Genomic DNA, 22,565 nt, shown 5'->3' with positions numbered 1-22,565 from the left:
TTCTACTGATGCACGGCGAGCTGGTACGCCGTGTATTTGCGAATGTTGATCACGCCGGTGTCGAAGATCAGGTACTGGCCCTTGATCCCCAGCAACGTACCTTCGGCGATCGGATTCTTGTCCAGGTTGAAGCTGACGATCTTGGTCGGGTACTCCACGACCGGATAGCGGATTTCCAGAGGCTCGATGTCGGTCACCGGCTGGATCGCCTGCAAGCCGAAACGCTCCTGCAGGGCCAACAGGCCCTCGGCGCAGGCGGCGAACAGCTGCTCGCGCACTGCCACCAGGTCCACCGCCTGGGCATCACCCTTGAGCAAGGCGCGCCAGTTGGTCTTGTCGGCCACCTGGGAACGGAACAGGTCTTCGACGAAGCCCGATTGCTGGCGGGTCGCCACGCGCATGATCGGCAGCGCCTGGCTGGCGCCCTGGTCGAGCCAGCGGGTCGGCAGTTGGGTGGCGCGGGTGATGCCGACCTTGATCCCCGACGAGTTGGCCAGGTAGACCACGTGGTCGGTCATGCAGAACTGCTCGCCCCATGACGGATCGCGGCAAGTACCGGCGTCGTAGTGGCAGCGTTCCGGGCTCATGATGCAGATATCGCACTGGGCCAGCTTGGTCATGCACGGGTAGCAGTAGCCCTGGCTGAAGCTGGTCTTGGTCTTGCGCCCGCAATGGCTGCAATGGATCGCACCCAGGTATTCCAGGCGCACTGTGGTGCCGATCAAGGGGTTGACCGGTACCTCGCTGTCGCCCAGGCGAAAAGCGTATTCAACGTTCGACCCGTCAAGGCGCGCCGACATTTTACTGATGGAACCGCGGCCAATCTCGATCAATGGATGGCATCCGACTTGAACAGGATGTTCGGCACCGGCGCCGACTTCGAGGCGCATTCCTGCGGGCCCATGTAGCCGGTACGTTGATCCTCGGGCAGATTCTGCATTTCCCAGGCGATCATCGCCTGCAGGGACAGTTCACGCTGTTCGGCGGTGAGCTTGCGGCCATCGGACCATTTGCCGATCTCTACCGCCAGTTTCAGGCTCTGGTAGATCTCGGGGGTGATGTTTTCGATCATTTCAACAAAGGACGACATACAAGACTCCAGCGTTTAAAGGGCCCGTCGGCGGCTGTACAAGCCGCCCAACAGGCCGGTGAGGCATCCGATAAGCAACCCGCCAACGTGGGCGGCGTTGGCGATTTCACCGAAACCGATCATCGAGACCAGCCCGGACAGGCACAGCAGCAGCCACACCAGCATCATCACCAGCACGCCCCGGGGCAGGCGGTAGATGGGGTTGGGGGCCAGCAATTGGTAGATCCAGCAATGCCCGAGCAGGCCGTAGAGCACCCCGGACAGGCCGCCGAACAGGGTCGGCCCGCTGAAGTAGTACTGCGCGTAATTCGACACCAGGCTGAACAGCAGGGTCAGGCCCAGCAGGTTGATGCCGCCCTGGCGCATTTCGATGCGCCGCCCCAGCTCCCAGTACCACATGCCGTTCATGGCGATATGCAGGAAGCCGAAGTGGATCAGCATCGGCGTCACCAGGCGCCACCACTGCCCCGCTGCCAGGCTGTCGGCCAGGGAGCTGAACTGGATGTAGTCGCCAACCACGCGGAACTCGAGGAAGGTGAACCAGCTCAGGGTCTGCAGGTTGTCGCCGAGCAAGGTGATACCGCATACCGCCAGGCTCAAGAGCAGGATCAGCGCGGTGACCGGGCTGCTGCGCAGTTGCTGGACGAAGCCGGGGCGCGCCGGGGCACTGGCCTGGGGAATGTCCAGTTGCTGATCGGGGTCGCCCTGGGGAAAGCGCTGGTACAGGCCACGCACGTCCTCGCTGATGGATTCCGGCACCCAGAGCACCTGCTCCCCCGCCTCCTCGCTGACCCGGTGAGGCACCTGCATGCGTTGCAGCAGCTTGACGAAGCCGCTCAGGTCCGTCGCCAGGGGCAGGCGCAATACCGCTACCGCACTCATCGCACTACCTCGGGCCGTTCAACGTCGACCCAGACAAATTTATTCGGATCCAGGCGGGTTTCCTGGTCCAGCCGATACGCGGCGAGCTTGCCGTAGAGCACCGCGCTGTAGTCCAGGCACGCCAGGTTGGGACGGATCGGCGCCGGCTTGCCGCTGCGCCAGTAGTGCCCGACGAACAGCATCGGTTCCTCGGCGCCATAACGCAGCAGGCTGTTCTTCTCGGCCGGGGACAACGGCGTGCGGGCCACAGGCTCGGGCAAGGCGTCGGGCTGGAACACGATGTCGCCGTAGGTCTGCGGGTCGTCTTCCCAGAACTTGGTACGGAAGAAGGCGCGGGTCAGGCCGTCGCCGCTGGTCATGGTCAGGCCATGGGGCAGGCGCATGTCGGTGCCCCGCAGCAGACGGTCGAAGGCGGTACAGGCAAAGCTGTCGGGAACGGCCGCGGACTGCAGGAACTCGCGGTCGATGCAGCCGTTGGGGTACTGCTGGCGCAGCGGAGCGATCAGGCCCGCATCCCAGCAGGCGTGCACCACGCGAAAGCGCCCGGCGTCGACGAACAGCGGCAACTCATAGAACCACTGCAGGAAATCGTGCCAGTCACCCGGGTGCTGTTCGAACTGGGTCAGGGTCTCGTGGATCAGCCGGGCATGGCGTGGGGTGTGCTCGCGCACGAACTGCTTGCCGCTGCCTTCGGCCGCCGGAGTGCTCCAGCCCAGCGCATTGAACTCGTGGTTGCCCATGATGCACAGGGCCTGACCGGCCTCGACCATGTCGTGGACAATGTGCAGGGACTCACGGATACGCGGGCCGCGGTCGATGATATCGCCGAGGAACACCGCCATGCGCGACGGGTGCCGCCAGACGCCCGCCTGCTTGTGATAACCGAGCCGATCCAGCAAGTGCTCCAGGGTCAGGGCGCAACCGTGCACGTCACCGATCAGGTCGTAGCTACGCGCGGGATCGAGCATCAGTCGCCTCCACCGCCCAGCCGGCTGCCCCAGCCGAGTTTGGTCCGGCAGACCTCGTAGTAGTTGTGGTCCAGCGGGTGGATCAGGCGCAGTTTTTGCGCCTTCTTGCTGACCGTGATGGTGTCGCCCGGGGCACAGGTGAAATGGTTCTGCCCGTCACAGGAAACTTGCGGATAGATCTGCATATCTTTGGACACGACGATTTTCAGCTCGCTGTTGCCATCGACCACGATCGGTCTTCCCGACAAGGTATGGGGGTACATCGGCACAATCACAATGGCATCCAGCTTGGGATGCATGATCGGCCCGCCGGCGGACAGGGCGTAGGCCGTGGAACCGGTGGGCGTGGCGACGATCAGGCCGTCGGCCTTCTGGCTGCAGACGAACTGGCCGTCGATGTAGATCTCGAACTCGATCATCCGCGTCGACTTGCCCGGGTGCAGCACCACATCGTTCAGCGCATCGCCCTGGCCGATGGCCTCGGCATGGCGGCGCACCTCGGCCTGCAGCAGGAAGCGGTTCTCTACCAGGTAGTGGCCGTCCAGCACCTCGGCGACCTTGACCTCCAGCTCGTCGGGGCGGATGTCGGTGAGAAAGCCCAGGCTGCCGCGGTTGATCCCCAGCACCGGGATGTTGTGCCGCGCCAGGGCCCGGGCGGCGCCCAGCAGGCTGCCGTCGCCACCGACCACGATGACCATGTCGCAGACCTCGCCCAGCAACTTGCGCGAGGACGTCTGCAGGCCGTGGCCGGGCAGCACTTCGGCGATAGTGTCCTCAAGGATCACGTGCAGGTGCCGCGCCAGCAGAAACTTTTTCAGTCGGCGAACTGTGTCCAGCACCTGGGAACTGCCCAGGCGACCGATAATGCCGATATTGCGAAATTGCTCCATGGGGCTCCTGCGGGGTTCGGGTACGGGCGAAACGGAGGATTATGGGCGAAACCCGGCGTTAGACAAAATCCTTTCAGCCACACGGGCTTAGCCAGCCCTGCCGCAACTGCGAGTGGCACGCATTTATCGCGATCGGCCCGGGTTTGCGTCTATGCTCGCAAGATGCTCCTGTTCCCTGATCTGCTCGGCCTTCCCCGCCAGTTGCGTCAACCTGAAGTCCGCGACCTCGCCTGGGTCATCCTCGCGCCGCCGATGCTCAGCCACACGCCCTGGCCACAGCGCCACCCACTCGCCGGCAGCGACTGGGTCCAGGCGCCGCAACTGCTGGCCCACTGGCTGCGCTGCCAGGATCTGGACAGCCGCGCCCTGCGCCAGTGGCTGGCCGAGGGCCCGACCCGGCGCCTGGGCCTGTATTACGAACGCCTCTGGCAATTTGCCGTCCGCCACGCCCCCGGGGTCGAGCTGCTGGCGGCCAACCTGCCAATCCGCCGCGGCGGCCACACCCTGGGCGAACTGGACATGCTGCTGCGCGACCGTGACGGCGTGCACCACCTGGAACTGGCGATCAAGCTGTACCTGGGCCCCCAGGCCGGCAATGGCCAGGACAGCGCCCAATGGCTGGGCCCCGGCTGCCATGACCGCCTGGACCGCAAGCTGGCGCACCTGGATGGGCACCAACTGCCGATTTCCGCCCGGGACGAAAGCCGCGAAGCCCTGGCGGCACTGGATATCCACCAGTTCAGCGCGCACCTGTGGCTGGGGGGCTACCTGCTGTACCCCTGGCCGGGTCGCGCCGAACCGCCCCAGGGCGCCCACCCGCAACATCTGTGCGGGCGCTGGCTGCATCAGCGCGACTGGCCGGCATTTTTCGCCCAGAGCGCCCCGGGGCGCTGGCAGCCCCTGCCCCGCCACGCCTGGCTGGCGCCGGCCCACTACCCGGCCGAGCAGGCCTGGACCGCCACGCAACTGCAGCAATGGCTGGCGGAACTTGCCCCCCAGGCCCCGGCGCAGTTGCTGGTACGCCTGGAGCAAACCCCTGAAGGCGGCTGGGAAGAAGCCGAACGCCTGTTCCTGGTGGCCGATCTCTGGCCCCACGTCCCCCCGCAGCCCTCCTGACAATCTGCCGCAGGAGCGGACTTGCCGGCGAAGACGCCCCTATGCGGCAAGCCGGCGCCTACATCAGAGACAGGCGCAGCGACAGGGCCGCCAGGGTCGCCAGCAACACCGGCAGCGTCAGCACGATGCCAACCCGGAAGTAGTACCCCCAGCCAATGTGAATACCCTTGCGCTCCAGTACATGCAGCCAGAGCAGGGTCGCCAGGCTGCCGATGGGAGTGATCTTCGGCCCCAGGTCGCTGCCGATGACGTTGGCGTAGATCATCGCGTCCTTGACCACCCCCGTGGCCTGGCTGGCATCGATGGACAAGGCGCCGATCAGCACTGTCGGCAGATTGTTCATCAGCGATGACAAGCCCGCCGTGAGCAACCCGGTGCCCAGGGCCGCGCCCCAGATCCCGCCGCCGGCAAAGGCATCCAGCCAGCCGGCCAGGTACGCCGTGAGCCCGGCATTGCGCAGGCCGTACACCACCAGGTACATGCCCAGGGAAAAAATCACGATCTGCCAGGGCGCTTCCCTGAGCACCTTGCGCGTGGAGATCCGGTGCCCGCGGGCGGCAATCGCCAGCAGCAGCGCCGCGCACACCGCGGAAATAGCGCTGATGGGAATGCCCAGCGGCTCCAGGGCAAAACAGCCCAGCAGCAGGATCAGCAACACCCACCAGCCGGCCATGAAGGTCGCCCGGTCATGGATGGCGCTGGCGGGCTCGGCCAGTTGCCGGGGGTCGTAATCCAGCGGGATATCGCGGCGGAAGAACCACAGCAGCACCACCAGGGTGGCGGCCACGCTCACCAGGTTGACCGGCAGCATCACCAGCGCATAACGGTTGAAGCCAATCTTGAAGAAGTCCGCGGAGACGATGTTCACCAGGTTCGAAACCACCAGCGGCAGGCTCGCGGTGTCGGCAATGAACCCCGCGCCCATGACGAAGGCCAGGGTCGTGGCCGGTGAAAAGCGCAAGGCCAGGAGCATGGAAATGACGATGGGGGTCAGGATCAGCGCGGCGCCGTCATTGGCGAACAGCGCCGAGACCAGCGCCCCCAGCAATACCATGAAGGCAAACAGCCGTCTGCCCCGCCCTCGCCCCCAGCGCGCCACATGCAGCGCGGCCCAGGTAAAGAACCCGGCCTCGTCCAGCAGCAGGCTGATGATGATCAGCGCGACAAAGGTACCGGTGGCATTCCAGATGATCTGCCAGACCACCGGGATATCCGCCCATTGCACCACCCCGAACAACAGCGCCAGGGCCGCCCCGAACACGGCGCTCCAGCCAACGCCCAGGCGCTTGGGCTGCCAGATCACCAAGGTAATGGTCAGCAGGAAAATCGATACGGCAATCAACATGAGAGTGGGTCTTGAGTATGCAGGAGCCGGCTTGCCGGCGAAGGTGCCCCACGGGACTCAAGGGCCTCTTCGCCGGCAAGCCGGCTCCTGCGACAGCAGGGAATGATGGTGGGGAATCAGGCCTTGCGTTGCTGCTCGACCCACTGCCCGTAGGCGTTGATGAAGCCCTGCAGGAACGGCCGGGTTGCTTCGGACAGTTTGCCGGCCTCGTCGAATGCCGAGCCGGCGCCACCCAGGTAGGCCTCGGGCTGCTGCATGCAGGGCACATTGAGGAACACCAGGGACTGGCGCAGGTGGTGGTTGGCGCCAAAACCGCCAATGGCCCCCGGAGAAACGCTGATCACCGCCCCCGGCTTGCCGCTCCAGGCACTTTTACCGTAGGGCCGCGAGCCGACGTCGATGGCATTTTTCAGCGCCGCCGGTACCGAACGGTTGTATTCCGGGGTAACGAACAGCACCGCGTCGGCGCCGCTGATCTGTTCGCGAAAACGGGTGTAGGCCGCCGGTGGCGTGGCATCGATGTCTTCGTTGTAGAGCGGCAGGTCACCGATCTCGACGATGTCCAGCTGGAGGCTGGCAGGCGCCAGCTCGGCCAGGGCCAGGGCGACCTTGCGGTTCAGGGACTGTTTTCTCAGGCTGCCGACCAGTACTGCGACCTTGTAGACATTGCTCATGGGAGTTTCCAACCGTTGGCGTAAAGAAGGTGTTAGTTATAGATGACCCGAGGTGATGTCTGCTACCCCACCCCGATAATTCCCAAGCCATGGCCTGTTGCCAGCGAGCCCGCGATAACGAGGCTGGCACCGGTAGCGGATTATTTTTTTCCCGGGGTAAAACTTCCCCTGGGGACACCGGGTCTACACCACCGAATTTGCGTGTTTTATCTCCAGAGGCTCTAAAGAATGGCAGCAGTACTTGTCGGACAATTCCATGCAAGAGATGCCGAGGGACGGGTGTACTCAGTGCACGAATTCCAGGAATCCATGCCCCCGGAGGACGGCGCGGCCGGATCGGAGCCCGTGACCACCTACCGCCTGGCCATCGGCGACCGGGTCAAGAAACTCGATGACAACCAGTTCCTGCTGGTGCAGTCGGATGTAACCATCGTGCGCGAACCCGAGACCTATGTAGCTCAGTGATTCTGCGCGAGCATCATCGCCAGCTGTTGTGTCGCCACACTTGGGTTAGGATTCGTTGCTTGACCCCTCGACGGCTGGAGATGGACTTCAAGCATGCGTTTACGTCATATCGAAGTGATTCAGGCGCTCCTGCAAACCGCTCACCTGGGCACTGCTGCCGAACTGCTGCAACTTTCGGTGGCCGAGGTCGAGGCCCTGCTGCGCGACGCCGAGAGCCAATTGGGCTTCATGCTGTTCGCCAGTGTTCGCGGCCGTTTGCAGGCCACCCGTGAAGCCCGGGAGCTGCAGGGAGCCATCACCCGGGTGTATGACGCTTTCGAGCCCGTGCAGCGCCTGGCCGACAGCCTGAGGTTCCACCAGGCGCCACCGCTGCGCCTCGTCGGCACCCCGCCGCTGGTTCAGCAACTGCTACCCCAGTGCATCGCCGCCCTGCGCCGGCGCTTCGCCGACACCCCTTGCAGCCTGCTCGGCCAAAGCACCCGGGACATGGTCCACAGCTTGCTGCTGCGTGACTGCGATCTGGGCCTGAGCCTGCACGATCCGCAGCACCCGGACATCCACAGCCAGGCCCTGGCCCAGGGCAAGCTGTTTCTCCTGGCGCCCCACGGCTGGCTGCAACCCAAGCAGAAATACGTCGCCCTGCAGGATCTGGCCGGCCAGGCCATGGTCGGCCTGGAGGGCCAGGACCCGCTGAGCGTGATGCTTGCCAGCAAATTGCAGAACCTGCGCCCCAGCCCGGTGATCCAGACCCGGGTGCAGACCTATCAGATGATGCGCAGCCTGGTGGAAGCTGGCGAAGGTCTGGCCATCGTCGACCCCTTCACCGCCGTCGGCGCCCGCAGCGCCGGGCTCGATGTGTGCCCGCTGTCGCCCCCCATCAGCGTCACGCTGTACGCCTTGCGGCGCCACGGCAGCGACAGCTCGCCGCTGACCACTGCCCTGCTGGAGCTGCTCACGGAACAGGCCGAGGCCCTGCTGGCAGGTTAAAGCGCCGGCCCCTCCAGCTCATTGGCGAACAGCCGGTACCAGAAGATCGCCACCTCGGCGGTCTGCGGGTCGATACCGCGGTAACGCAGGTGGTCCACGCCCCCTACCACATAGCCGCATTGCTCGTAGAGACGGCAGGCCCCCAGGTTGTTGTTCTGGGTTTCCAGCATCATCCCCGGCAGTTTTTTCCTGCGGCTCCAGAACTGCGCCACATCCAGCAGCGCCCTGGCTACCCCGTGGCGCCGGGCCGGCGCATGCACCGCCAGCTCATCGATATGGGCGTAACCGTTCCAGTTGGTGCTGACCACCACATGGCCCACCGGCTGGTCGTCCAGATAGGCCATGAAGATCTCGCTGTCCGCGGCATTGCGGTAGCTGCTGAACTCCTCCGGGTCGATGCCATAGCATTTGCGATAGGGCACGATCCGTCGCAGGGCCCAGTCCGCCACCGGCACTTCGCGTTCGGCCACGGCATAGGCGCTGACCTCGAAGCTGAAGTCGCTGCCCCAGATATAAGCGGCAAAGCCCTCATCGGCGACTCGCACCGCCAGGCCCGGATAACGGGGATTCACAACAGGTTGCATGGCCGGGAAACTCCTCATGCCTTGATGCAATCGACGGTGTACTGGCGCCCGTCGCCCAGATCGTCATGCTGCAGCCCGTGCACATCGGCGACAAACCCCGGGAAGCTGCTGTCAAAGGCCCGGGCAAAGGCCAGGTAATCGATGATCGAACGGGTGGAATCGGTGAAACGCTCGCCCGGCATGATCAGCGGAATGCCCGGCGGATAGGGCACCAGCATCACCGCAGCGATACGCCCCTGCAACTGATCGATGGAAACCGCCTCGACCTCGCCCCGCACCAGATGGTCATAGGCATCGGCAGGCTTCATGGCCACCTCCGGCAGCACCGTGTACATGCGCTTGAGGTGCTTGGCCGTGGCGTTGCTGCGGTAGCAGGCGTGCAACTGGTCGCACAGGTCCTGCAGGCCCATGCCCTGGTAGCGCTGCGGGTCCTGCCCGGCCACGCTGGGCAGGCAGCTGGCCAGGCTGACATTGGCGTCGTAGTTGCGCTTGAACTCCAGCAGTTCGGTGAGCAGCGTGCTCCACTTGCCCTTGGTGATGCCCATGGAGAACAGCACCAGGAACGAATAGAGCCCGGTCTTTTCCACCACCAGCCCGCGTTCCCAGAGAAACTTGCTGACCACCGCCGCCGGGATCCCGTGCTCGCTCAGGGCGCCGCCCGCGGTCAGGCCGGGCATGACCAGGGTCACCTTGATCGGGTCCAGCAGCACATAGTCATCGGTGACCCCGGCAAAACCGTGCCACTCGCCCTCAGGTTCCAGCAGCCAGTCCTCGGTGCGCACCTGGTCGATGCCCTCGACCCGCTCCGGTTGCCACACCGAGAACCACCAGTCATCGGCGGCGATGTTCTGCCGCAGGTTGGCCAGGGCCCGGCGAAAGCTCAGGGCCTCGTCGAACATTTCCTGCAGCAGCGAGCGCCCTGCCGGCCCTTCCATCATCGCCGAAGCCACGTCCAGCGAGGCGATGATGCTGTACTGCGGCGAGGTGGAGATATGCATCATGAAGGCTTCGTTGAAGCGGTCGCGGTCCAGTTGCCGGGCGCCGCCATCCTGCACGTGAATCATCGAGGCCTGGCTGAAGGCCGCCAGCAGCTTGTGGGTGGAATGGGTGGTGAACACCAGCGGGCTGTCGGCGCTGCGGGACGTGCCCATGCCGTAGCGCCCGGCGAAGAACTCATGAAAGGCCGCATAGGCGTACCAGGCTTCGTCGAAGTGCAGCACCTCGACACTGTTGCCCAGGCTCTGCTTGATCAGCTCGGCGTTGTAGCACAGGCCGTCATAAGTGGAGTTGGTGACCACCGCCAGCTTGACCCTGGGCGGCCGGCCGCGGGTCAGCGGGCTGGCATCGATCTTGGCCTGGATCGACTCGGCGCTGAACTCGCTCAGGGGAATCGGCCCGATGATCCCCAGTTCGTTGCGCTCCGGGCACAGGTACAGGGGAATGGCCCCGGTCATGATGATCGAGTGCAGCACCGACTTGTGGCAGTTGCGGTCCACCAGCACCAGGTCATCGCGACCGACCATGGAATGCCAGACGATCTTGTTGGCGGTGGAGGTGCCATTGATCACGAAAAAGGTGTGATCGGCGCCAAAGTTGCGCGCGGCACGGGCCTCGGCTTCCGCCAGCGGGCCGGTGTGATCCAGCAGCGACCCCAGCTCCGGGACCGACACCGACAGGTCCGAACGCAAGGTATTCTCGCCAAAGAACTGGTGAAACGCCTGCCCCACCGGGCTCTTGCGATAGGCCACGCCACCGCCGTGCCCCGGGGTGTGCCAGGAATAGTTGGAGTCGGCGGTGTGCTGTACCAGGGCCTTGAAGAACGGTGGCAGCAAGCCATCCAGGTAGCCCCGCGCGGCCCGGGCCACTTGCCGGGCCAGGAACGGCACCGTGTCCTCGAACAGGTAGAGAATGCCCCGCAGCTGGTTGAGTTCGCTCATGGCGTCGGCGGGGGCGTTTTCCAGGGTCACCTGCTCGCCCAGGGCAAAGATCGGCAGCAGCGGCGCACGTACCCGCGCCAGGCGGATCAGTTCCACCATGTTCTGCAACAGGTGCTTGTTTTCCCCGGCCCCTTCGGCGGCGATCAACATGCAGGCCAGGCCGTGATGGGTCGAAGCCACCAGCCGCCCTTCGGCATAGTCCACCGCAGAAAAGATGCTGAACCCGTCCTTTTCCAGTTCCCGGGCGATCCCCCTGACCCGGTCCCCCGCGACCGTATCGGCCTTGATGTCGCGATGCACGATCAGGATCGGAAACTGCAGGTCTTTATACATGGGGCTCAGTGTCCTGAAACGGCGGGCAGGCCCCGCCAATCAACTCAGGGTAGAAGCTGCGCACGCTTCGTGTCACCCCAGGCATGGGCTGGGTGTAACAAAACGTCGCTCTGGAACAATTGCCGGTCCATTCTCAGCCACGCCCCAACCACGCCTGTAGCCGCTGTTGAGCCTGCGAAGCTGCGAAAAGGACCGAAGGGCCTTGCCTGGCGATCTCCCGCCAGGCAAGGCCCTTCGGTCCTCAATATCGCGGCGCCTCCTACGGCGCCGTTCGCCGCCTGCGGCAGCGGCCACAGCAAAGGCTTACTGCTGGGTTTCGAGCAACTGGGTCCAGAGCGCCGGGGCACCGGCGGACTTGGCGATGATTTCCAGGCGCACCTGGTGCTCGGCCAGTTCGGCGTCGCTGGCCTGGATGATCCGCCCGCGCGGGCGATCGGCCGGCAAGCGGCGGATTTCCGAAGCCTGGCCGGCTCCCTCGCCAGAGCCGTTGCCGTCCGAGGCATTGCCGGCCAGCGACAGGCTGGTCTGGCCACCGGTCATGGTCAGGTAGACGTCGGCTAGGATCTCCGAGTCGAGCAAGGCGCCGTGCAGTTCACGGCCGGAGTTGTCGACGCCGTAGCGTTTGCACAGGGCGTCGAGGCTGTTGCGCTGCCCCGGGTGCCGCTCGCGGGCCATCATCAGGGTGTCGAGGATGGTGCAGTGCTGGGTGATGTCGGCCCGTTCGTGCTGGCCCATCAAGGCGAATTCGTTGTTGATGAAGCCAACGTCGAACGCCGCGTTGTGGATGATCAGCTGCGCGCCCTGGATGAAGTCGAAGAACTCGTCGGCGACTTCGGCGAAACGCGGCTTGCCCACCAGGAATTCGTTGGTGATGCCGTGGACGCCGATGGCGCCCTCATCGCTCTCGCGATCCGGTTGCAGGTAAACGTGGAAGTGCCGGCCGGTCAGGCGCCGACCGATCAACTCGACGCAACCGATTTCAATGATCCGGTGGCCGTCGGTCACCGGCATGCCGGTGGTTTCGGTATCGAGTACAACAGATCTGTTGGCCATCAGGGGTCAGTTCTCAACGGTGGAAGTGTTTCAAAGCGCGGGATTTTAGCACGCTCTGACGGCAGGACACCCATGGCGGATTCATCAGCCCCCAGCCTGCGCAGTTTTTAACAATCCTTAGCAAAGCTGCTGCAGTTCGCTGCAACGCAAAGCGCTAGGGTGCCCGACGATATTTTCCGCCGGACCCAGCCCTGCCATGACCCCCAGCAAAACCCGACTGGCCTGCGCGCTCTGCGCCTGCCTGTGCGCCGACCTCGTCCAGGCCAGCGCCCTGGTGATCAGCACCGACATCAGCATGAGCCTGACCCTGAGCTCAACCGAGGGCAGCTCCAAAGCCAGCAGCTCATTCAAGGACGACAAACTTGTGCTCGCCGCCCAGAGCGATGCCGCGGCCTTCGTGGCCAGCGCCGGCGAGATCCGTGGCGCCCGGTTGGAAGCCGCCCTGATGCACATTCGCCAGGTGCTCGGCGCCCCGCCCTGTAGCGACCTGCAACTGGCCAGCGCCATGCTTGCGCTCTGAGCCCCCAGGCGCATCCGCAGCTAATTCATCGCGCGCCCCAGCCGTTTCTTTATGCGAACAAGGCTATTGCGTTACCGTGCGGCCTCACCCAGGCGCGCGGGTGCTGATACCCGGCGTTGCACTCACTCCACAGGAACCGCCCTCCCATGCTCAAGACTCGACAGATGCTCCCACTGCTGCTGGCCTTGGCCTGCATCAGTGGCTGCTCTTCCCTTGCGCACACCGACAGCGACAGCCAACAACGGCCGCTGATCGTTGCCCATCGCGGCGGCGCCGCGGACTTTCCCGAGAACACCCTGCTGGCCATCGACAACGCCCTGCGCAATAACGTCGACATGCTCTGGCTGACGGTGCAGCTCAGCCGCGATGGCGTACCGGTGCTGTACCGACCGGCCGACCTGAGCGCCAATACCCAGGCCACAGGCGCAGTCAACCAGCACACCCTGGCGCAGTTGCAGGCACTCAATGCCGGGTGGAATTTCAAGCAGACAGCAGCCGATGGCCAGGTGAGCTTTCCCTATCGCGCCCAGCCGGTGAGCCTGCCGTCGTTGCGTCAGGCGCTGATGGCGATCCCCGAGTCGGTGCCGGTGATTCTCGACATGAAGGCCCTGCCGGCTGCCCCCCAGGCCCAGGCCGTCGCCCGCTTGCTGGAACAGCTGCACGCCTGGAACCGAGTGCTGATCTATTCCACCGATGCCGGCTACCAGCAGGCTTTCGCGCCCTATCCCCAGGCCCGGCTGTTCGAATCCAGGGACAGTACCCGGGACCGGCTGGCCAGCGTCGCCCTCGCCCACCACTGCAACGCACCACCTGCACCCGGCAGTTGGGTGGCTTTCGAGTACCGGCGCCCGGTGCGACTGGTCGAGACCTTTACCCTGGGCGAGGCGCGCTCCCAGGTCGATGCCCGGCTGTGGACGCCCGCTGCGGTGGATTGCTTTCAGTCACGGGGCAAGGTGCGGATGCTGGCGATCGGCATCAATACGGCCGAGGACTACCAGGCGGCCACTTGCCTGAAGATGGATGCGGTGCTGGTGGATTCGCCCCGTGCGATGGGGGAAATGAAGCAGCGGCTCGAACGGCCGCTGCCTTGTCGCTGATTGGCCGCTCAGGGCATCAGGACTGCTTGTAGCCGCGGACCTCGTCGACACCGCGGTTGGCCAACTGGTCGGCCCGCTCGTTGCCGTGATGGCCGGTGTGGCCGCGCACCCATTTCCAGGTGACGTTGTGGCGGTTGACCTGTTCGTCGAGCTGCTGCCACAGGTCGGCATTCTTCACCGGCTCCTTGGCGGCGGTCTTCCAGCCGCGCTTCTTCCAGTTGGCCATCCACTCGTTGATGCCCTTCATCACATACTGCGAGTCGGTGACCAGCTGCACATCGCACTGGCGCTTGAGCTCTTCCAGGCCGCGGATCGCCGCCATCAGCTCCATGCGGTTGTTGGTGGTGTTGGCTTCGCCGCCCCAGAGCTCCTTTTCGACGCCCTTGCACACCAGCAGCGCGCCCCAGCCACCGGGGCCGGGATTGCCCTTGCAGGCACCGTCGGTAAAGATTTCTACGCTATCGCTCATCCACGCCTTCCATCAGAAAATTGCCATTGGCCCGCCGACCGCGATCGACCGGGCCCAGGGCCGGGCTACGCCGGCCGGGAGTGTATAAAAAGAGGGTTTCAACAGTTCATCAAGGCTCGCTGTTGCGGCGGTTGACCTTGGCCATGGGCAGCGGTACCAGCTTGCCCATCGGCTCGCGCCGCACCTGGCGCACCGGGCGCAGGCCCACGGCGATCTTGCGCGCCACCAACAGGTAGAAGCCGCCGCCGGACAGTTGCCAGTGCCCGGCCCTGCGCTCCCAGCCGGCCAGCCGCGCCTGCCATGCCGTTGAAGCAAGCGGCGGACGATAGCACCCGAAGCGGCGTTTCTCCAGCGCGAAGCCCAGCAGGTTGAGCCAGTCGCCGACCCGCGACGGGGAGATGCAGCGGGCCAGGCGCAACGCATCATGGGCGAACACATGGCGCAGGCCCCAGGTGCTCCAGGGGTTGATGCCGACAATCAGCAGATGCCCCCCAGGGCGCACGCTGCTGGCCGCCTCGCGCAGCAGGCCATGGGGCGACAGGCAGAAATCCAGGCCGTGCTGCAGCACCACCACATCGGCGGCGTGCTCGCTCAGGGGCCAGGCCTGCTCCTCGCAGACTATCTCCACCCCGGGCAAGGGCGCGCCGAGACGCACGTTGCGTTGCACCTGGGGCGCCGCCGGCGGGGTTTGCGCCGAGGGCCCGTAGTGCACCAGGTAGCCACCGAAGAAACGTCCCAGTTCCTCTTCGAGCATGCGCCGCTCTTCATCCAGCAGAAATTGCCCCAGGGGGCCGGACAGCCACTCCCGGGCCGCACTGATCAGGGCCAGCCAGTCGGGATCTGCCTGAGCGAAGGCTTTATCGGTCATTGCATTCTCCAACACGCCAAGAAGCTCTAAGATGCGCCATTGTTTTCCGCTTGGCGAATCCGAAGATGATACAGATCAGTGCCCTGCCCGCCTTCACCGATAACTACATCTGGTTGTTACAAGATCATCGCAGCCAGCGCTGCGCAGTCGTCGATCCGGGGGATGCGGCGCCGGTACTGGCCTGGCTGGAACAGCACCCGGGCTGGGTGCTCAGCGACATCCTGATCACCCACCATCACCACGATCACGTCGGCGGCGTCGAACGCCTCAAGCAGCACAGCGCGGCCACGGTCCATGGCCCGGCCCGGGAAAAGATCCCGGCCCGCGACATCGGCCTCGAAGACAACCAGCGGGTTAGCATCCTCGGCTGGGAGTTCGAGGTGTTCGCCGTGCCCGGCCACACCCTGGGGCATATCGCCTACTACCACCATGGCCTGCTGTTCTGTGGCGATACCCTGTTCGCGGCCGGTTGTGGCCGGCTGTTCGAGGGCACCCCGGAGCAGATGCACCACTCCCTCGGCCGCCTCGCCGCGCTGCCGGACGACACCCTGATCTACTGCACCCACGAATACACCCTGAGCAACCTGCGCTTCGCCCAGGCGGTGGAACCGGCCAACCCGGATATCGCCGAACGCCTGGCGAAGGTTACGCAGATGCGTGAGCAAGGGCGCATGACCCTGCCCTCGACCCTGGCCCTGGAGAAATTGACCAACCCGTTCCTGCGTACCGGTGAAACATCCGTTAAACAAAAAGCGGACGAACGGAATGGCCAGGATAACCAGTCGCAGAGTGCGGTCTTTGCGGCTCTGAGGGCTTGGAAAGATAAGTTCTAAGCAGGCTATCGATTGGTACAAAAATTCTGAATGGTTGACCGCACCCCGGGTGCTTTCTAGAATCGCCCGACATTTTTGCCCGGAACTTACTTCCAGCCAATGTCGTCATCTATTCGTTATTCCATCAGTTCAGACGCATTGACGCGCTTGGCCCAGGCCATCGCGGTAGCTGTGTCAGCGACTCTTGCGGGCTGCCAAAGCACCGGCCATGCCCCGCAGAGCGACGCGACACACACACAGAATTTCAACGCCCGCATCAAGCAGAAACCCATCTGGCTGAGCAACCAGCCCAGCCCGCAAGTACCCCAGGACGTCTGGGAACGCATGCGCCAGGGGTTCCAATTGCAAGAAGGCCTGGGCGTCAACCCGCGTATTGAACAGCAGCGCCTGTGGTTCGCCAGCAACCCTTCCTTCCTGGAAAATGCCGGCGAGCGCGGCAGCCTTTATATCCACTACATCGTCGAGCGTCTCGAAGAGCGCAACATGCCGCTGGAACTGGCCCTGCTGCCGGTCATCGAAAGCGCCTACAACCCCCTTGCCTATTCCCGGGCCGATGCGGTGGGGCTGTGGCAGTTCGTCCCGGCCACCGGGCGCTACTTCAACCTGCGCCAGACCCGCTTCTACGATGGCCGCCGCGACATCACCGCGTCCACCACCGCGGCCATGGACTACCTGAGCCGCCTGCACGACATGTTCAACGGCGACTGGCTGCTGGCACTGGCCGCCTACAACGCCGGTGAAGGCACGGTGAGCCGGGCCATCGAGCGCAATGAAAAGCTCGGTCTGCCCACCGACTACTGGAACCTGCCGCTGCCGGCCGAGACCCAGGCCTATGTGCCCAAGCTGCTGGCCCTGTCCCAGGTGGTGCTGGCCCCGCAGGCCTACGGCGTGAACCTCAACCCGATCGCCAACGAACCCTACTTCCAGGTGGTGGAGATCAACCAGCGCATGGACCTGTCCAAGGTCGCGGCGGTGGCCAACATCGACGAGGACGAGCTGTTCCAGCTCAACCCGGCGTTCAAGCAGCGCACCACCATCGACGGCCCCCAGCACCTGCTGGTGCCGACTTCCAAGGCACAGTTGCTGACCACCAGCCTGTCCACCATGAAACCCGAAGAACTGATCAGCAAGCGCTCCCTCAAACCGGTCTTCGACCGCGACGAGGGGCGTGATTCGCTGCGGGCCAAGCGCATCTACCGGGTCAAGAATGGCGACAACCTGACCCTCATTGCCAAGGCCAACAAGGTCGACGTCCAGGACCTGCAGCGCTGGAACAAGCTCAGCGGCAAGAACCTCAAGGTCGGCCAGACGCTGGTGATGCAGGACACCCGCAAGGTGGCCAGCAAGAAAACCAGCCTGGCCAGCAACAAGAAGAAGTCGACTCAGTACAAGGTCAAGCAGGGCGACTCGCTGTACATGGTGGCCAAGCGCTTCAATGTCGAGATGCAGCACCTCAAGCGCTGGAACCCCCGCGCGGCCCAGGCCCTCAAGCCCGGCCAGATGCTGACGGTGTACCTGCCGCACTGAAATCTCCCCTGTAGGAGCCGGCTTGCCGGCGAACAGCCTTCGCCGGCAAGCCGGCTCCTACAGGAAATTTCAATTGCACGAAGCGCGCGCCAGCGAGCTTTTTCCTGCTGATACAAGCTGTTACTGTACGGAGCACAAAGCCCAAGCCGCCTGGATCGGATCTCTGTCTCGATGCGTCCCCTGCTCCTGCTCTTCATCAGCCTGGCCTTGAGCTTTCCCGCAAGCGCGACGATCACCGAAAGTCACGGTTACGCGCAGTTTGGCACGCTCAAATACCCGGCAAAGTTCACCCATTTCGATTGGGTCAACCCCGCTGCGCCCAAAGGCGGCACCTTGCGGGTCATGGCCTTTGGCACCTTCGACACCCTCAACCCCTACACCTTCAAGGGCACCAGCCCGGTCGCCACGCCGAATTTCCTGCAATACGGGGTCAACGAACTCAACGAACCCTTGATGGTGGGCACCGGCCTGTATGCGCCTTCCGGTGATGAGCCGACTTCCAGCTACGGCCTGATCGCCCGCTCGGTGGAATACGCCGAGGACCGCAGTTGGGTGGTGTTCAACCTGCGCCCCGAAGCACGCTTTCACGATGGCAAGCCGATCACCGCCTACGATGTGGCGTTCTCCTATCGCCTGCTGCTCAAGGAAGGCCACCCGCAATACCGCACCAACCTGCAGGAAGTGCAGCGGGTGGATATCCTCGGCCCGCAGCGCATCCGCTTCGTGTTCAAGCGTGCCGGCAACCCCTTGCTGATCCTGCGCCTGGGCGAACTGCCGGTGCTGCCCCAGCATTACTGGAAGGATCGCGACTTCAAGGCCACTACCTTCACCCCGCCCCTGGGCAGCGGCCCGTACCGCATCACCCAGGTACAGCCCGGGCGCCAACTGGTGTTCGAACGGGTCAAGGACTACTGGGGCAAGGACCTGCCAGTCAACCGCGGCTTCAACAACTTCGACCGGGTCGAAGTGGAGTTCTACCGGGACAGCGACGTGGCCTTCGAAGCCTTCAAGGCCGGCGAGTTCGACATCTATATCGAGCACCAGGCCAAGAACTGGGCCAACGGCTACAACTTCCCGGCGGTCAACCGCGGTGAGGTGATCAAGGCCCAGGTGGCGCACCAGATCCCGACCCAGACCCAGGGCCTGTTCATGAACACCCGCCGCGCCACTTTCGCCGACGTGCGGGTGCGCGAGGCGCTGGGCATGATGTTCGACTTCGAGTGGACCAACCGCACCCTGTTCAGCGGCGCCTACCAGCGCGCCCTGAGCTACTACCCCAACAGCGAGTTCTCCGCCACCGGGGTACCGCAGGGCCATGAATGGCTGCTGCTCTCGCCCTACCGCGAGCAATTGCCCGCCAGCCTGTTCAGCCAGGCCTTCAGCCTGCCGCGCACCGACGGCCGCGGCATCCCGCGGGACACCCTGCGCAAGGCCCTGGGACTGCTCGGCGAGGCGGGCTGGAAGCTCAATGGCCAGCGACTGCAGAACAGTGCCGGGCAGCCGCTGCGCTTCGAGCTGATGCTGGTCAATCCCAACCTGGAACGGATTATCCAGCCCTACGTGGAGAACCTCGCGAGCATCGGCATCGACGCCCGCCTGCGCACCGTGGACCGGGCGCAATACAAGCAGCGCCTGGACCAGTTCGACTACGACATGATCCTCATGACCCTCAACCAGACCCTGAGCCCGGGCCTGGAGCAATGGCAGTACTTCCACTCCAGCCAGGTCTCGGTCAAGGGCAGCAAGAACTACGCAGGCATCAACAACCCGGTGGTCGATCACCTGCTGGAACAGCTGCTGGCCGCCCAGACCCGCGACGACCAACTGGCCGCGGGCCGGGCCCTGGACCGGGTGCTGCTGTGGCAGCACTACATGATTCCCAACTGGTACCTCAACTATCACCGCCTGGCCTACCGTAACCGGTTCGCCTTCGTCACCACGCCACCCTATACCCTGGGCCTCGGCGCCTGGTGGCTGAAGTCCATGGAGAACGCCCAATGATGCCCCTGCGTGCCCTGCTCCTGCGCACCAGCGGCCTGTTGTTCAGCGCCATCGCCTGCTATGCCCAGGCTGCGCCGCAACACGCCGTGACCCTGTACAACGAAGCGCCGAAATACCCGGCGAACTTCCAGCACTTCGACTTCGTCAATCCCGACGCGCCCAAGGGCGGCACCTTCCGCATGGCCGGCTTCGGCAGCTTCGACAGCCTCAACCCGTTCATCAGCAAGGGCGTGCCGGAGCTGAACATCGGCCTGGTCTACGACACCCTGATGGCCCAGAGCCTGGATGAGCCGTTCACCGAGTACGGCCTGGTGGCCAGCAAGATCGAGAAGGCCCCGGACAACAGCTGGGTGCGCTTCTATCTGCGCCCCGAGGCGCGCTTCAACGACGGCCAGCCGATCCACGCCGAAGACGTGGTGTTCAGCTTCCAGACCCTGATGAGCGCCGGCTCGCCGCTGTACCGCGGCTACTACGCTGACGTCGACCAGGTGATCGCCGAAGACCCGCAGCGGGTGCTGTTCAAGTTCAAGCACACCAACAACCGCGAGCTGCCGCTGATCCTCGGCCAGCTGACGATCCTGCCCAAGCACTGGTGGCAAAGCCGCGACTTTGCCAAGAGCAACCTGGAGATTCCCCTGGGCAGCGGCCCTTACAAGGTCACCGAGGTCAAGGCCGGGCGCTCGATCCGCTACGAGCGGGTCAAGGACTATTGGGCCAAGGACCTGCCGGTCAACCGCGGCTTCTACAATTTCGACGTGATCACCAGCGACTACTACCGCGACAACACCGTGGCCCTGGAAGCGCTCAAGGCCGGCCAGTTCGACTACTGGCTGGAAATGAGCGCGAAGAACTGGGCCAACGCGTACAACATTCCGGCCGTGGCCCAGGGCCGCCTGATCAAGGAGCAGATCGCCAACGGCAACCCCACCGGCATGCAGGGTTTTGTCTTCAACACCCGCCGGCCGATGTTCCAGGACGTGCGGGTGCGTCACGCGCTGAGCCTGCTGCTGGACTTCGAGTGGAGCAACAAGCAGCTGTTCAACGGTGCCTACACCCGCACCCGCAGCTACTTCGAGAACTCGGAAATGGCCGCCAGCGGCCTGCCGGGGCCCGAGGAACTGGCCATCCTCGAACCGCTGCGGGGCAAGATCCCCCCGCAGGTATTCGACCAGGCCTTCTCCCCTTCGGTGTGCGACGGCAGCGGGATGATCCGCGCCCAGCAGCGCCAGGCCTACCAGCTGTTGCAGGAAGCCGGCTGGCGCATCGTCGACGACAAGATGGTCGACGCCCAGGGCAAGCCGGTGGTGATCGAGTTCCTGCTGGCCCAGACCGAGTTCGAGCGCGTACTGCTGCCGTTCAAGCGCAACCTGGCCGACCTGGGCATCGACCTGGTGATCCGCCGGGTCGACGTGTCCCAGTACATCACCCGGGTGCGCTCGCGGGACTTCGACATGATCGTCGGCAGCTTCCCCCAGTCCAACTCCCCGGGTAACGAGCAACGCGAGTTCTGGATGTCCTCCAGCGCCGACAAGCCCGGCAGCCGCAACTACATCGGCCTCAAGGACCCGGCCATCGACAGCCTGGTGGAAAACCTGATCAACGCCGATTCCCGCGCCAGCCTGGTGGCCCACGCCAAGGCCCTGGACCGGGTCCTGCAATGGGGCTACTACGTGATTCCCAACTGGCACATCAAGACCTGGCGCGTGGCCTACTGGGACCATATCGGCCACCCCAAGGTCGCGCCCAAGTACGACATCGGCGTCAACACCTGGTGGATCAAGCCCGGCGCCAAGCCGGCCGTTGAACCGACCCCGGACAACCAGGCGGCCCCGGCCGAAGCGGTGTACTGACCATGCTGGCCTATATCTTTCGCCGCCTGCTGCTGATCATCCCCACGCTGCTGGGCATCCTGCTGATCAACTTCGTGATCATCCAGGCCGCACCCGGCGGCCCGGTGGAGCAGATGATCGCCAAGCTCGAAGGCTTCGACGGCGCCACCAGCCGCATCGCCGGCGGCGGCGCCGAAGTCTCGGTGGCCGGTTCCAGCTACCGCGGCGCCCAGGGCCTGGACCCGGCGCTGATCAAGGAAATCGAGCACATGTACGGCTTCGACAAGTCGGCGCCGGAACGCTTGTGGATCATGATCAAGAACTACGCCACCCTGGATTTCGGCAACAGCTTCTTCCGTGACGCCAAGGTGGTGGACCTGATCAAGGAGAAGATGCCGGTGTCCATCTCCCTCGGGTTGTGGAGCACCCTGATCATGTACCTGGTGTCGATCCCCCTGGGGATCGCCAAGGCCACCCGCCACGGCAGCCACTTCGATGTCTGGACCAGCTCGGCGATCATCGTCGGCTACGCGATCCCGGCCTTCCTGTTCGCCATCCTGCTGATCGTGGTGTTCGCCGGCGGCAGCTATTTCAACTGGTTCCCCCTGCGCGGCCTGACCTCCAACGACTTCGACCAGCTGAGCTGGGGCGGCAAGATCCTCGACTACTTCTGGCACCTGGCGCTGCCGGTCACCGCCCTGGTGATCGGCCACTTCGCCACCATGACCCTGCTGACCAAGAACAGCTTCCTCGACGAGATCAACAAGCAGTACGTGGTCACCGCCAAGGCCAAGGGCCTGACCCAGCGCCGGGTGCTCTACGGCCATGTGTTCCGCAACGCCATGCTGCTGGTGATCGCCGGCTTCCCCTCGGCCTTCATCGGCATCTTCTTCACCGGCTCCCTGCTGGTGGAAGTGATCTTCTCCCTCGACGGCCTGGGCCTGATGAGCTTCGAGGCAGCGATCAACCGCGACTACCCGGTGGTGTTCGGCACCCTGTTCATCTTCACCCTGCTGGGGCTGGTGGTGAAACTGATCGGCGACCTGACCTACACCCTGGTCGACCCTCGCATCGACTTCGACAGCCGGGAGCATTGA

22 protein-coding genes are annotated in these 22,565 nt (G+C 64.4%); 10 read left to right on the top strand and 12 right to left on the bottom strand.

All coding sequences use genetic code 11. The features are described 5' to 3' along the window. Positions 1-2: 2 nt before the first annotated feature. The 5 genes from ACUXVH_RS15570 to ACUXVH_RS15550 are packed head-to-tail and all read right to left on the bottom strand — an operon-like array spanning position 3 to position 3,830. Positions 3-833, bottom strand: a complete 831-nt coding sequence (locus ACUXVH_RS15570) for a DUF2797 domain-containing protein (RefSeq protein WP_019092921.1) — start codon at positions 831-833, stop codon at positions 3-5. After that, on the bottom strand, positions 830-1,090 hold the full coding sequence (locus tag ACUXVH_RS15565) for a YeaC family protein (protein WP_011061566.1): 261 nt from the start codon (positions 1,088-1,090) through the stop codon (positions 830-832). The genes ACUXVH_RS15570 and ACUXVH_RS15565 overlap by 4 nt, the downstream gene beginning before the upstream one ends. A gap of 15 nt (positions 1,091-1,105) precedes the next feature. Then, on the bottom strand, positions 1,106-1,972 hold the full coding sequence (locus ACUXVH_RS15560; RefSeq protein WP_041118467.1) for a rhomboid family intramembrane serine protease: 867 nt from the start codon (positions 1,970-1,972) through the stop codon (positions 1,106-1,108). Beyond that, the gene (locus tag ACUXVH_RS15555) at positions 1,969-2,943 is read right to left on the bottom strand and encodes a metallophosphoesterase (protein WP_169891843.1); all 975 of its coding nucleotides are present in this window, start codon (positions 2,941-2,943) and stop codon (positions 1,969-1,971) included. The genes ACUXVH_RS15560 and ACUXVH_RS15555 overlap by 4 nt, the downstream gene beginning before the upstream one ends. Continuing rightward, positions 2,940-3,830 (bottom strand): NAD(+) kinase, encoded by an 891-nt coding sequence (locus ACUXVH_RS15550; protein WP_007920913.1) that lies wholly within the window; start codon positions 3,828-3,830, stop codon positions 2,940-2,942. Before ACUXVH_RS15550 ends, ACUXVH_RS15555 begins: the two co-directional genes overlap by 4 nt. Positions 3,831-3,992: 162 nt before the next feature. Here ACUXVH_RS15550 and ACUXVH_RS15545 point away from each other — a divergent pair, with 162 nt between their 5' ends. After that, a complete protein-coding gene (locus tag ACUXVH_RS15545; RefSeq protein ID WP_015635810.1) occupies positions 3,993-4,946 on the top strand; it encodes a DUF1853 family protein in 954 nt (317 codons plus the stop codon). 58 nt (positions 4,947-5,004) lie between these two features. Here ACUXVH_RS15545 and ACUXVH_RS15540 read toward each other — a convergent pair whose 3' ends face one another. Then, the gene (locus ACUXVH_RS15540) at positions 5,005-6,291 is read right to left on the bottom strand and encodes an arsenic transporter (protein WP_065364173.1); all 1,287 of its coding nucleotides are present in this window, start codon (positions 6,289-6,291) and stop codon (positions 5,005-5,007) included. Positions 6,292-6,407: 116 nt separating this feature from the next. After that, positions 6,408-6,965 carry an NADPH-dependent FMN reductase gene (locus tag ACUXVH_RS15535; RefSeq protein ID WP_011061571.1) on the bottom strand — a complete coding sequence of 186 codons (558 nt, stop codon included), beginning with the start codon at positions 6,963-6,965 and terminating at the stop codon, positions 6,408-6,410. A 228-nt stretch (positions 6,966-7,193) separates the two neighbouring features. Between ACUXVH_RS15535 and ACUXVH_RS15530 the strand changes: the two genes are divergently transcribed. Next, positions 7,194-7,430 carry a hypothetical protein gene (locus tag ACUXVH_RS15530; protein ID WP_011061572.1) on the top strand — a complete coding sequence of 79 codons (237 nt, stop codon included), beginning with the start codon at positions 7,194-7,196 and terminating at the stop codon, positions 7,428-7,430. Between the two features lie 93 nt (positions 7,431-7,523). Then, positions 7,524-8,417, top strand: coding sequence for a LysR family transcriptional regulator (locus ACUXVH_RS15525; protein WP_011061573.1), 894 nt, complete (start codon positions 7,524-7,526; stop codon positions 8,415-8,417). Here ACUXVH_RS15525 and ACUXVH_RS15520 read toward each other — a convergent pair. From ACUXVH_RS15520 to dnaQ, 3 genes are all read right to left on the bottom strand, one after another. Next, positions 8,414-9,001, bottom strand: a complete 588-nt coding sequence (locus ACUXVH_RS15520) for a GNAT family N-acetyltransferase (protein ID WP_015635812.1) — start codon at positions 8,999-9,001, stop codon at positions 8,414-8,416. The genes ACUXVH_RS15525 and ACUXVH_RS15520 overlap by 4 nt on opposite strands. Before the next feature lie 14 nt (positions 9,002-9,015). Further along, on the bottom strand, positions 9,016-11,271 hold the full coding sequence (locus ACUXVH_RS15515; RefSeq protein WP_015635813.1) for an Orn/Lys/Arg family decarboxylase: 2,256 nt from the start codon (positions 11,269-11,271) through the stop codon (positions 9,016-9,018). A 303-nt stretch (positions 11,272-11,574) separates the two neighbouring features. Beyond that, positions 11,575-12,324, bottom strand: a complete 750-nt coding sequence (dnaQ, locus tag ACUXVH_RS15510) for a DNA polymerase III subunit epsilon (protein WP_011061576.1) — start codon at positions 12,322-12,324, stop codon at positions 11,575-11,577. Between the two features lie 196 nt (positions 12,325-12,520). Here dnaQ and ACUXVH_RS15505 point away from each other — a divergent pair, with 196 nt between their 5' ends. Both ACUXVH_RS15505 and ACUXVH_RS15500 read left to right on the top strand, forming a co-directional pair. After that, positions 12,521-12,844: a DUF2388 domain-containing protein gene (locus tag ACUXVH_RS15505; protein WP_065364174.1), complete on the top strand. Its 324-nt coding sequence runs from the start codon at positions 12,521-12,523 to the stop codon at positions 12,842-12,844. Between the two features lie 146 nt (positions 12,845-12,990). Then, positions 12,991-13,941, top strand: a complete 951-nt coding sequence (locus tag ACUXVH_RS15500; RefSeq protein WP_065364175.1) for a glycerophosphodiester phosphodiesterase family protein — start codon at positions 12,991-12,993, stop codon at positions 13,939-13,941. A 16-nt stretch (positions 13,942-13,957) separates the two neighbouring features. Here ACUXVH_RS15500 and rnhA read toward each other — a convergent pair whose 3' ends face one another. Then, positions 13,958-14,410: a ribonuclease HI gene (gene rnhA, locus ACUXVH_RS15495; RefSeq protein ID WP_019092917.1), complete on the bottom strand. Its 453-nt coding sequence runs from the start codon at positions 14,408-14,410 to the stop codon at positions 13,958-13,960. Positions 14,411-14,519: 109 nt separating this feature from the next. Then, positions 14,520-15,278, bottom strand: coding sequence for a methyltransferase domain-containing protein (locus tag ACUXVH_RS15490; protein WP_015635818.1), 759 nt, complete (start codon positions 15,276-15,278; stop codon positions 14,520-14,522). Positions 15,279-15,343: 65 nt separating this feature from the next. Between ACUXVH_RS15490 and gloB the strand changes: the two genes are divergently transcribed. The 5 genes from gloB (at position 15,344) to ACUXVH_RS15465 (ending at position 22,565) form a co-directional block, all read left to right on the top strand. Then, positions 15,344-16,111 (top strand): hydroxyacylglutathione hydrolase, encoded by a 768-nt coding sequence (gene gloB, locus ACUXVH_RS15485; RefSeq protein WP_011061581.1) that lies wholly within the window; start codon positions 15,344-15,346, stop codon positions 16,109-16,111. A gap of 99 nt (positions 16,112-16,210) precedes the next feature. Continuing rightward, the gene (locus tag ACUXVH_RS15480) at positions 16,211-17,638 is read left to right on the top strand and encodes a transglycosylase SLT domain-containing protein (RefSeq protein ID WP_011061582.1); all 1,428 of its coding nucleotides are present in this window, start codon (positions 16,211-16,213) and stop codon (positions 17,636-17,638) included. A 171-nt stretch (positions 17,639-17,809) separates the two neighbouring features. Beyond that, a complete protein-coding gene (locus ACUXVH_RS15475; RefSeq protein ID WP_065364176.1) occupies positions 17,810-19,639 on the top strand; it encodes an extracellular solute-binding protein in 1,830 nt (609 codons plus the stop codon). Beyond that, positions 19,636-21,489 carry an extracellular solute-binding protein gene (locus ACUXVH_RS15470; RefSeq protein ID WP_065364177.1) on the top strand — a complete coding sequence of 618 codons (1,854 nt, stop codon included), beginning with the start codon at positions 19,636-19,638 and terminating at the stop codon, positions 21,487-21,489. The genes ACUXVH_RS15475 and ACUXVH_RS15470 overlap by 4 nt, the downstream gene beginning before the upstream one ends. A 2-nt stretch (positions 21,490-21,491) precedes the next feature. Next, entirely contained in the window at positions 21,492-22,565 is a 1,074-nt protein-coding gene (locus tag ACUXVH_RS15465; RefSeq protein WP_011061585.1) for a microcin C ABC transporter permease YejB, read from the top strand.

It is taken from the genome of Pseudomonas sp. 8(2025) (assembly GCF_052665325.1).
This window is presented reverse-complemented; position numbering and strand designations above follow the sequence as displayed.

Excerpts from the sequence above, each read along its gene's own strand:
- ACUXVH_RS15565 (WP_011061566.1), bottom strand. The coding sequence starts at position 1,090 with ATGTCGTCCTTTGTTGAAATGATCGAAAACATCACCCCCGAGATCTAC.
- ACUXVH_RS15560 (WP_041118467.1), bottom strand. The coding sequence starts at position 1,972 with ATGAGTGCGGTAGCGGTATTGCGCCTGCCCCTGGCGACGGACCTGAGC.
- ACUXVH_RS15550 (WP_007920913.1), bottom strand. The coding sequence starts at position 3,830 with ATGGAGCAATTTCGCAATATCGGCATTATCGGTCGCCTGGGCAGTTCC.
- ACUXVH_RS15545 (WP_015635810.1), top strand. The coding sequence starts at position 3,993 with ATGCTCCTGTTCCCTGATCTGCTCGGCCTTCCCCGCCAGTTGCGTCAA.
- ACUXVH_RS15540 (WP_065364173.1), bottom strand. The coding sequence starts at position 6,291 with ATGTTGATTGCCGTATCGATTTTCCTGCTGACCATTACCTTGGTGATC.
- ACUXVH_RS15535 (WP_011061571.1), bottom strand. The coding sequence starts at position 6,965 with ATGAGCAATGTCTACAAGGTCGCAGTACTGGTCGGCAGCCTGAGAAAA.
- ACUXVH_RS15530 (WP_011061572.1), top strand. The coding sequence starts at position 7,194 with ATGGCAGCAGTACTTGTCGGACAATTCCATGCAAGAGATGCCGAGGGA.
- ACUXVH_RS15525 (WP_011061573.1), top strand. The coding sequence starts at position 7,524 with ATGCGTTTACGTCATATCGAAGTGATTCAGGCGCTCCTGCAAACCGCT.
- ACUXVH_RS15520 (WP_015635812.1), bottom strand. The coding sequence starts at position 9,001 with ATGCAACCTGTTGTGAATCCCCGTTATCCGGGCCTGGCGGTGCGAGTC.
- ACUXVH_RS15515 (WP_015635813.1), bottom strand. The coding sequence starts at position 11,271 with ATGTATAAAGACCTGCAGTTTCCGATCCTGATCGTGCATCGCGACATC.
- dnaQ (WP_011061576.1), bottom strand. The coding sequence starts at position 12,324 with ATGGCCAACAGATCTGTTGTACTCGATACCGAAACCACCGGCATGCCG.
- ACUXVH_RS15505 (WP_065364174.1), top strand. The coding sequence starts at position 12,521 with ATGACCCCCAGCAAAACCCGACTGGCCTGCGCGCTCTGCGCCTGCCTG.
- ACUXVH_RS15500 (WP_065364175.1), top strand. The coding sequence starts at position 12,991 with ATGCTCAAGACTCGACAGATGCTCCCACTGCTGCTGGCCTTGGCCTGC.
- rnhA (WP_019092917.1), bottom strand. The coding sequence starts at position 14,410 with ATGAGCGATAGCGTAGAAATCTTTACCGACGGTGCCTGCAAGGGCAAT.
- ACUXVH_RS15490 (WP_015635818.1), bottom strand. The coding sequence starts at position 15,278 with ATGACCGATAAAGCCTTCGCTCAGGCAGATCCCGACTGGCTGGCCCTG.
- gloB (WP_011061581.1), top strand. The coding sequence starts at position 15,344 with ATGATACAGATCAGTGCCCTGCCCGCCTTCACCGATAACTACATCTGG.
- ACUXVH_RS15480 (WP_011061582.1), top strand. The coding sequence starts at position 16,211 with ATGTCGTCATCTATTCGTTATTCCATCAGTTCAGACGCATTGACGCGC.
- ACUXVH_RS15475 (WP_065364176.1), top strand. The coding sequence starts at position 17,810 with ATGCGTCCCCTGCTCCTGCTCTTCATCAGCCTGGCCTTGAGCTTTCCC.
- ACUXVH_RS15470 (WP_065364177.1), top strand. The coding sequence starts at position 19,636 with ATGATGCCCCTGCGTGCCCTGCTCCTGCGCACCAGCGGCCTGTTGTTC.
- ACUXVH_RS15465 (WP_011061585.1), top strand. The coding sequence starts at position 21,492 with ATGCTGGCCTATATCTTTCGCCGCCTGCTGCTGATCATCCCCACGCTG.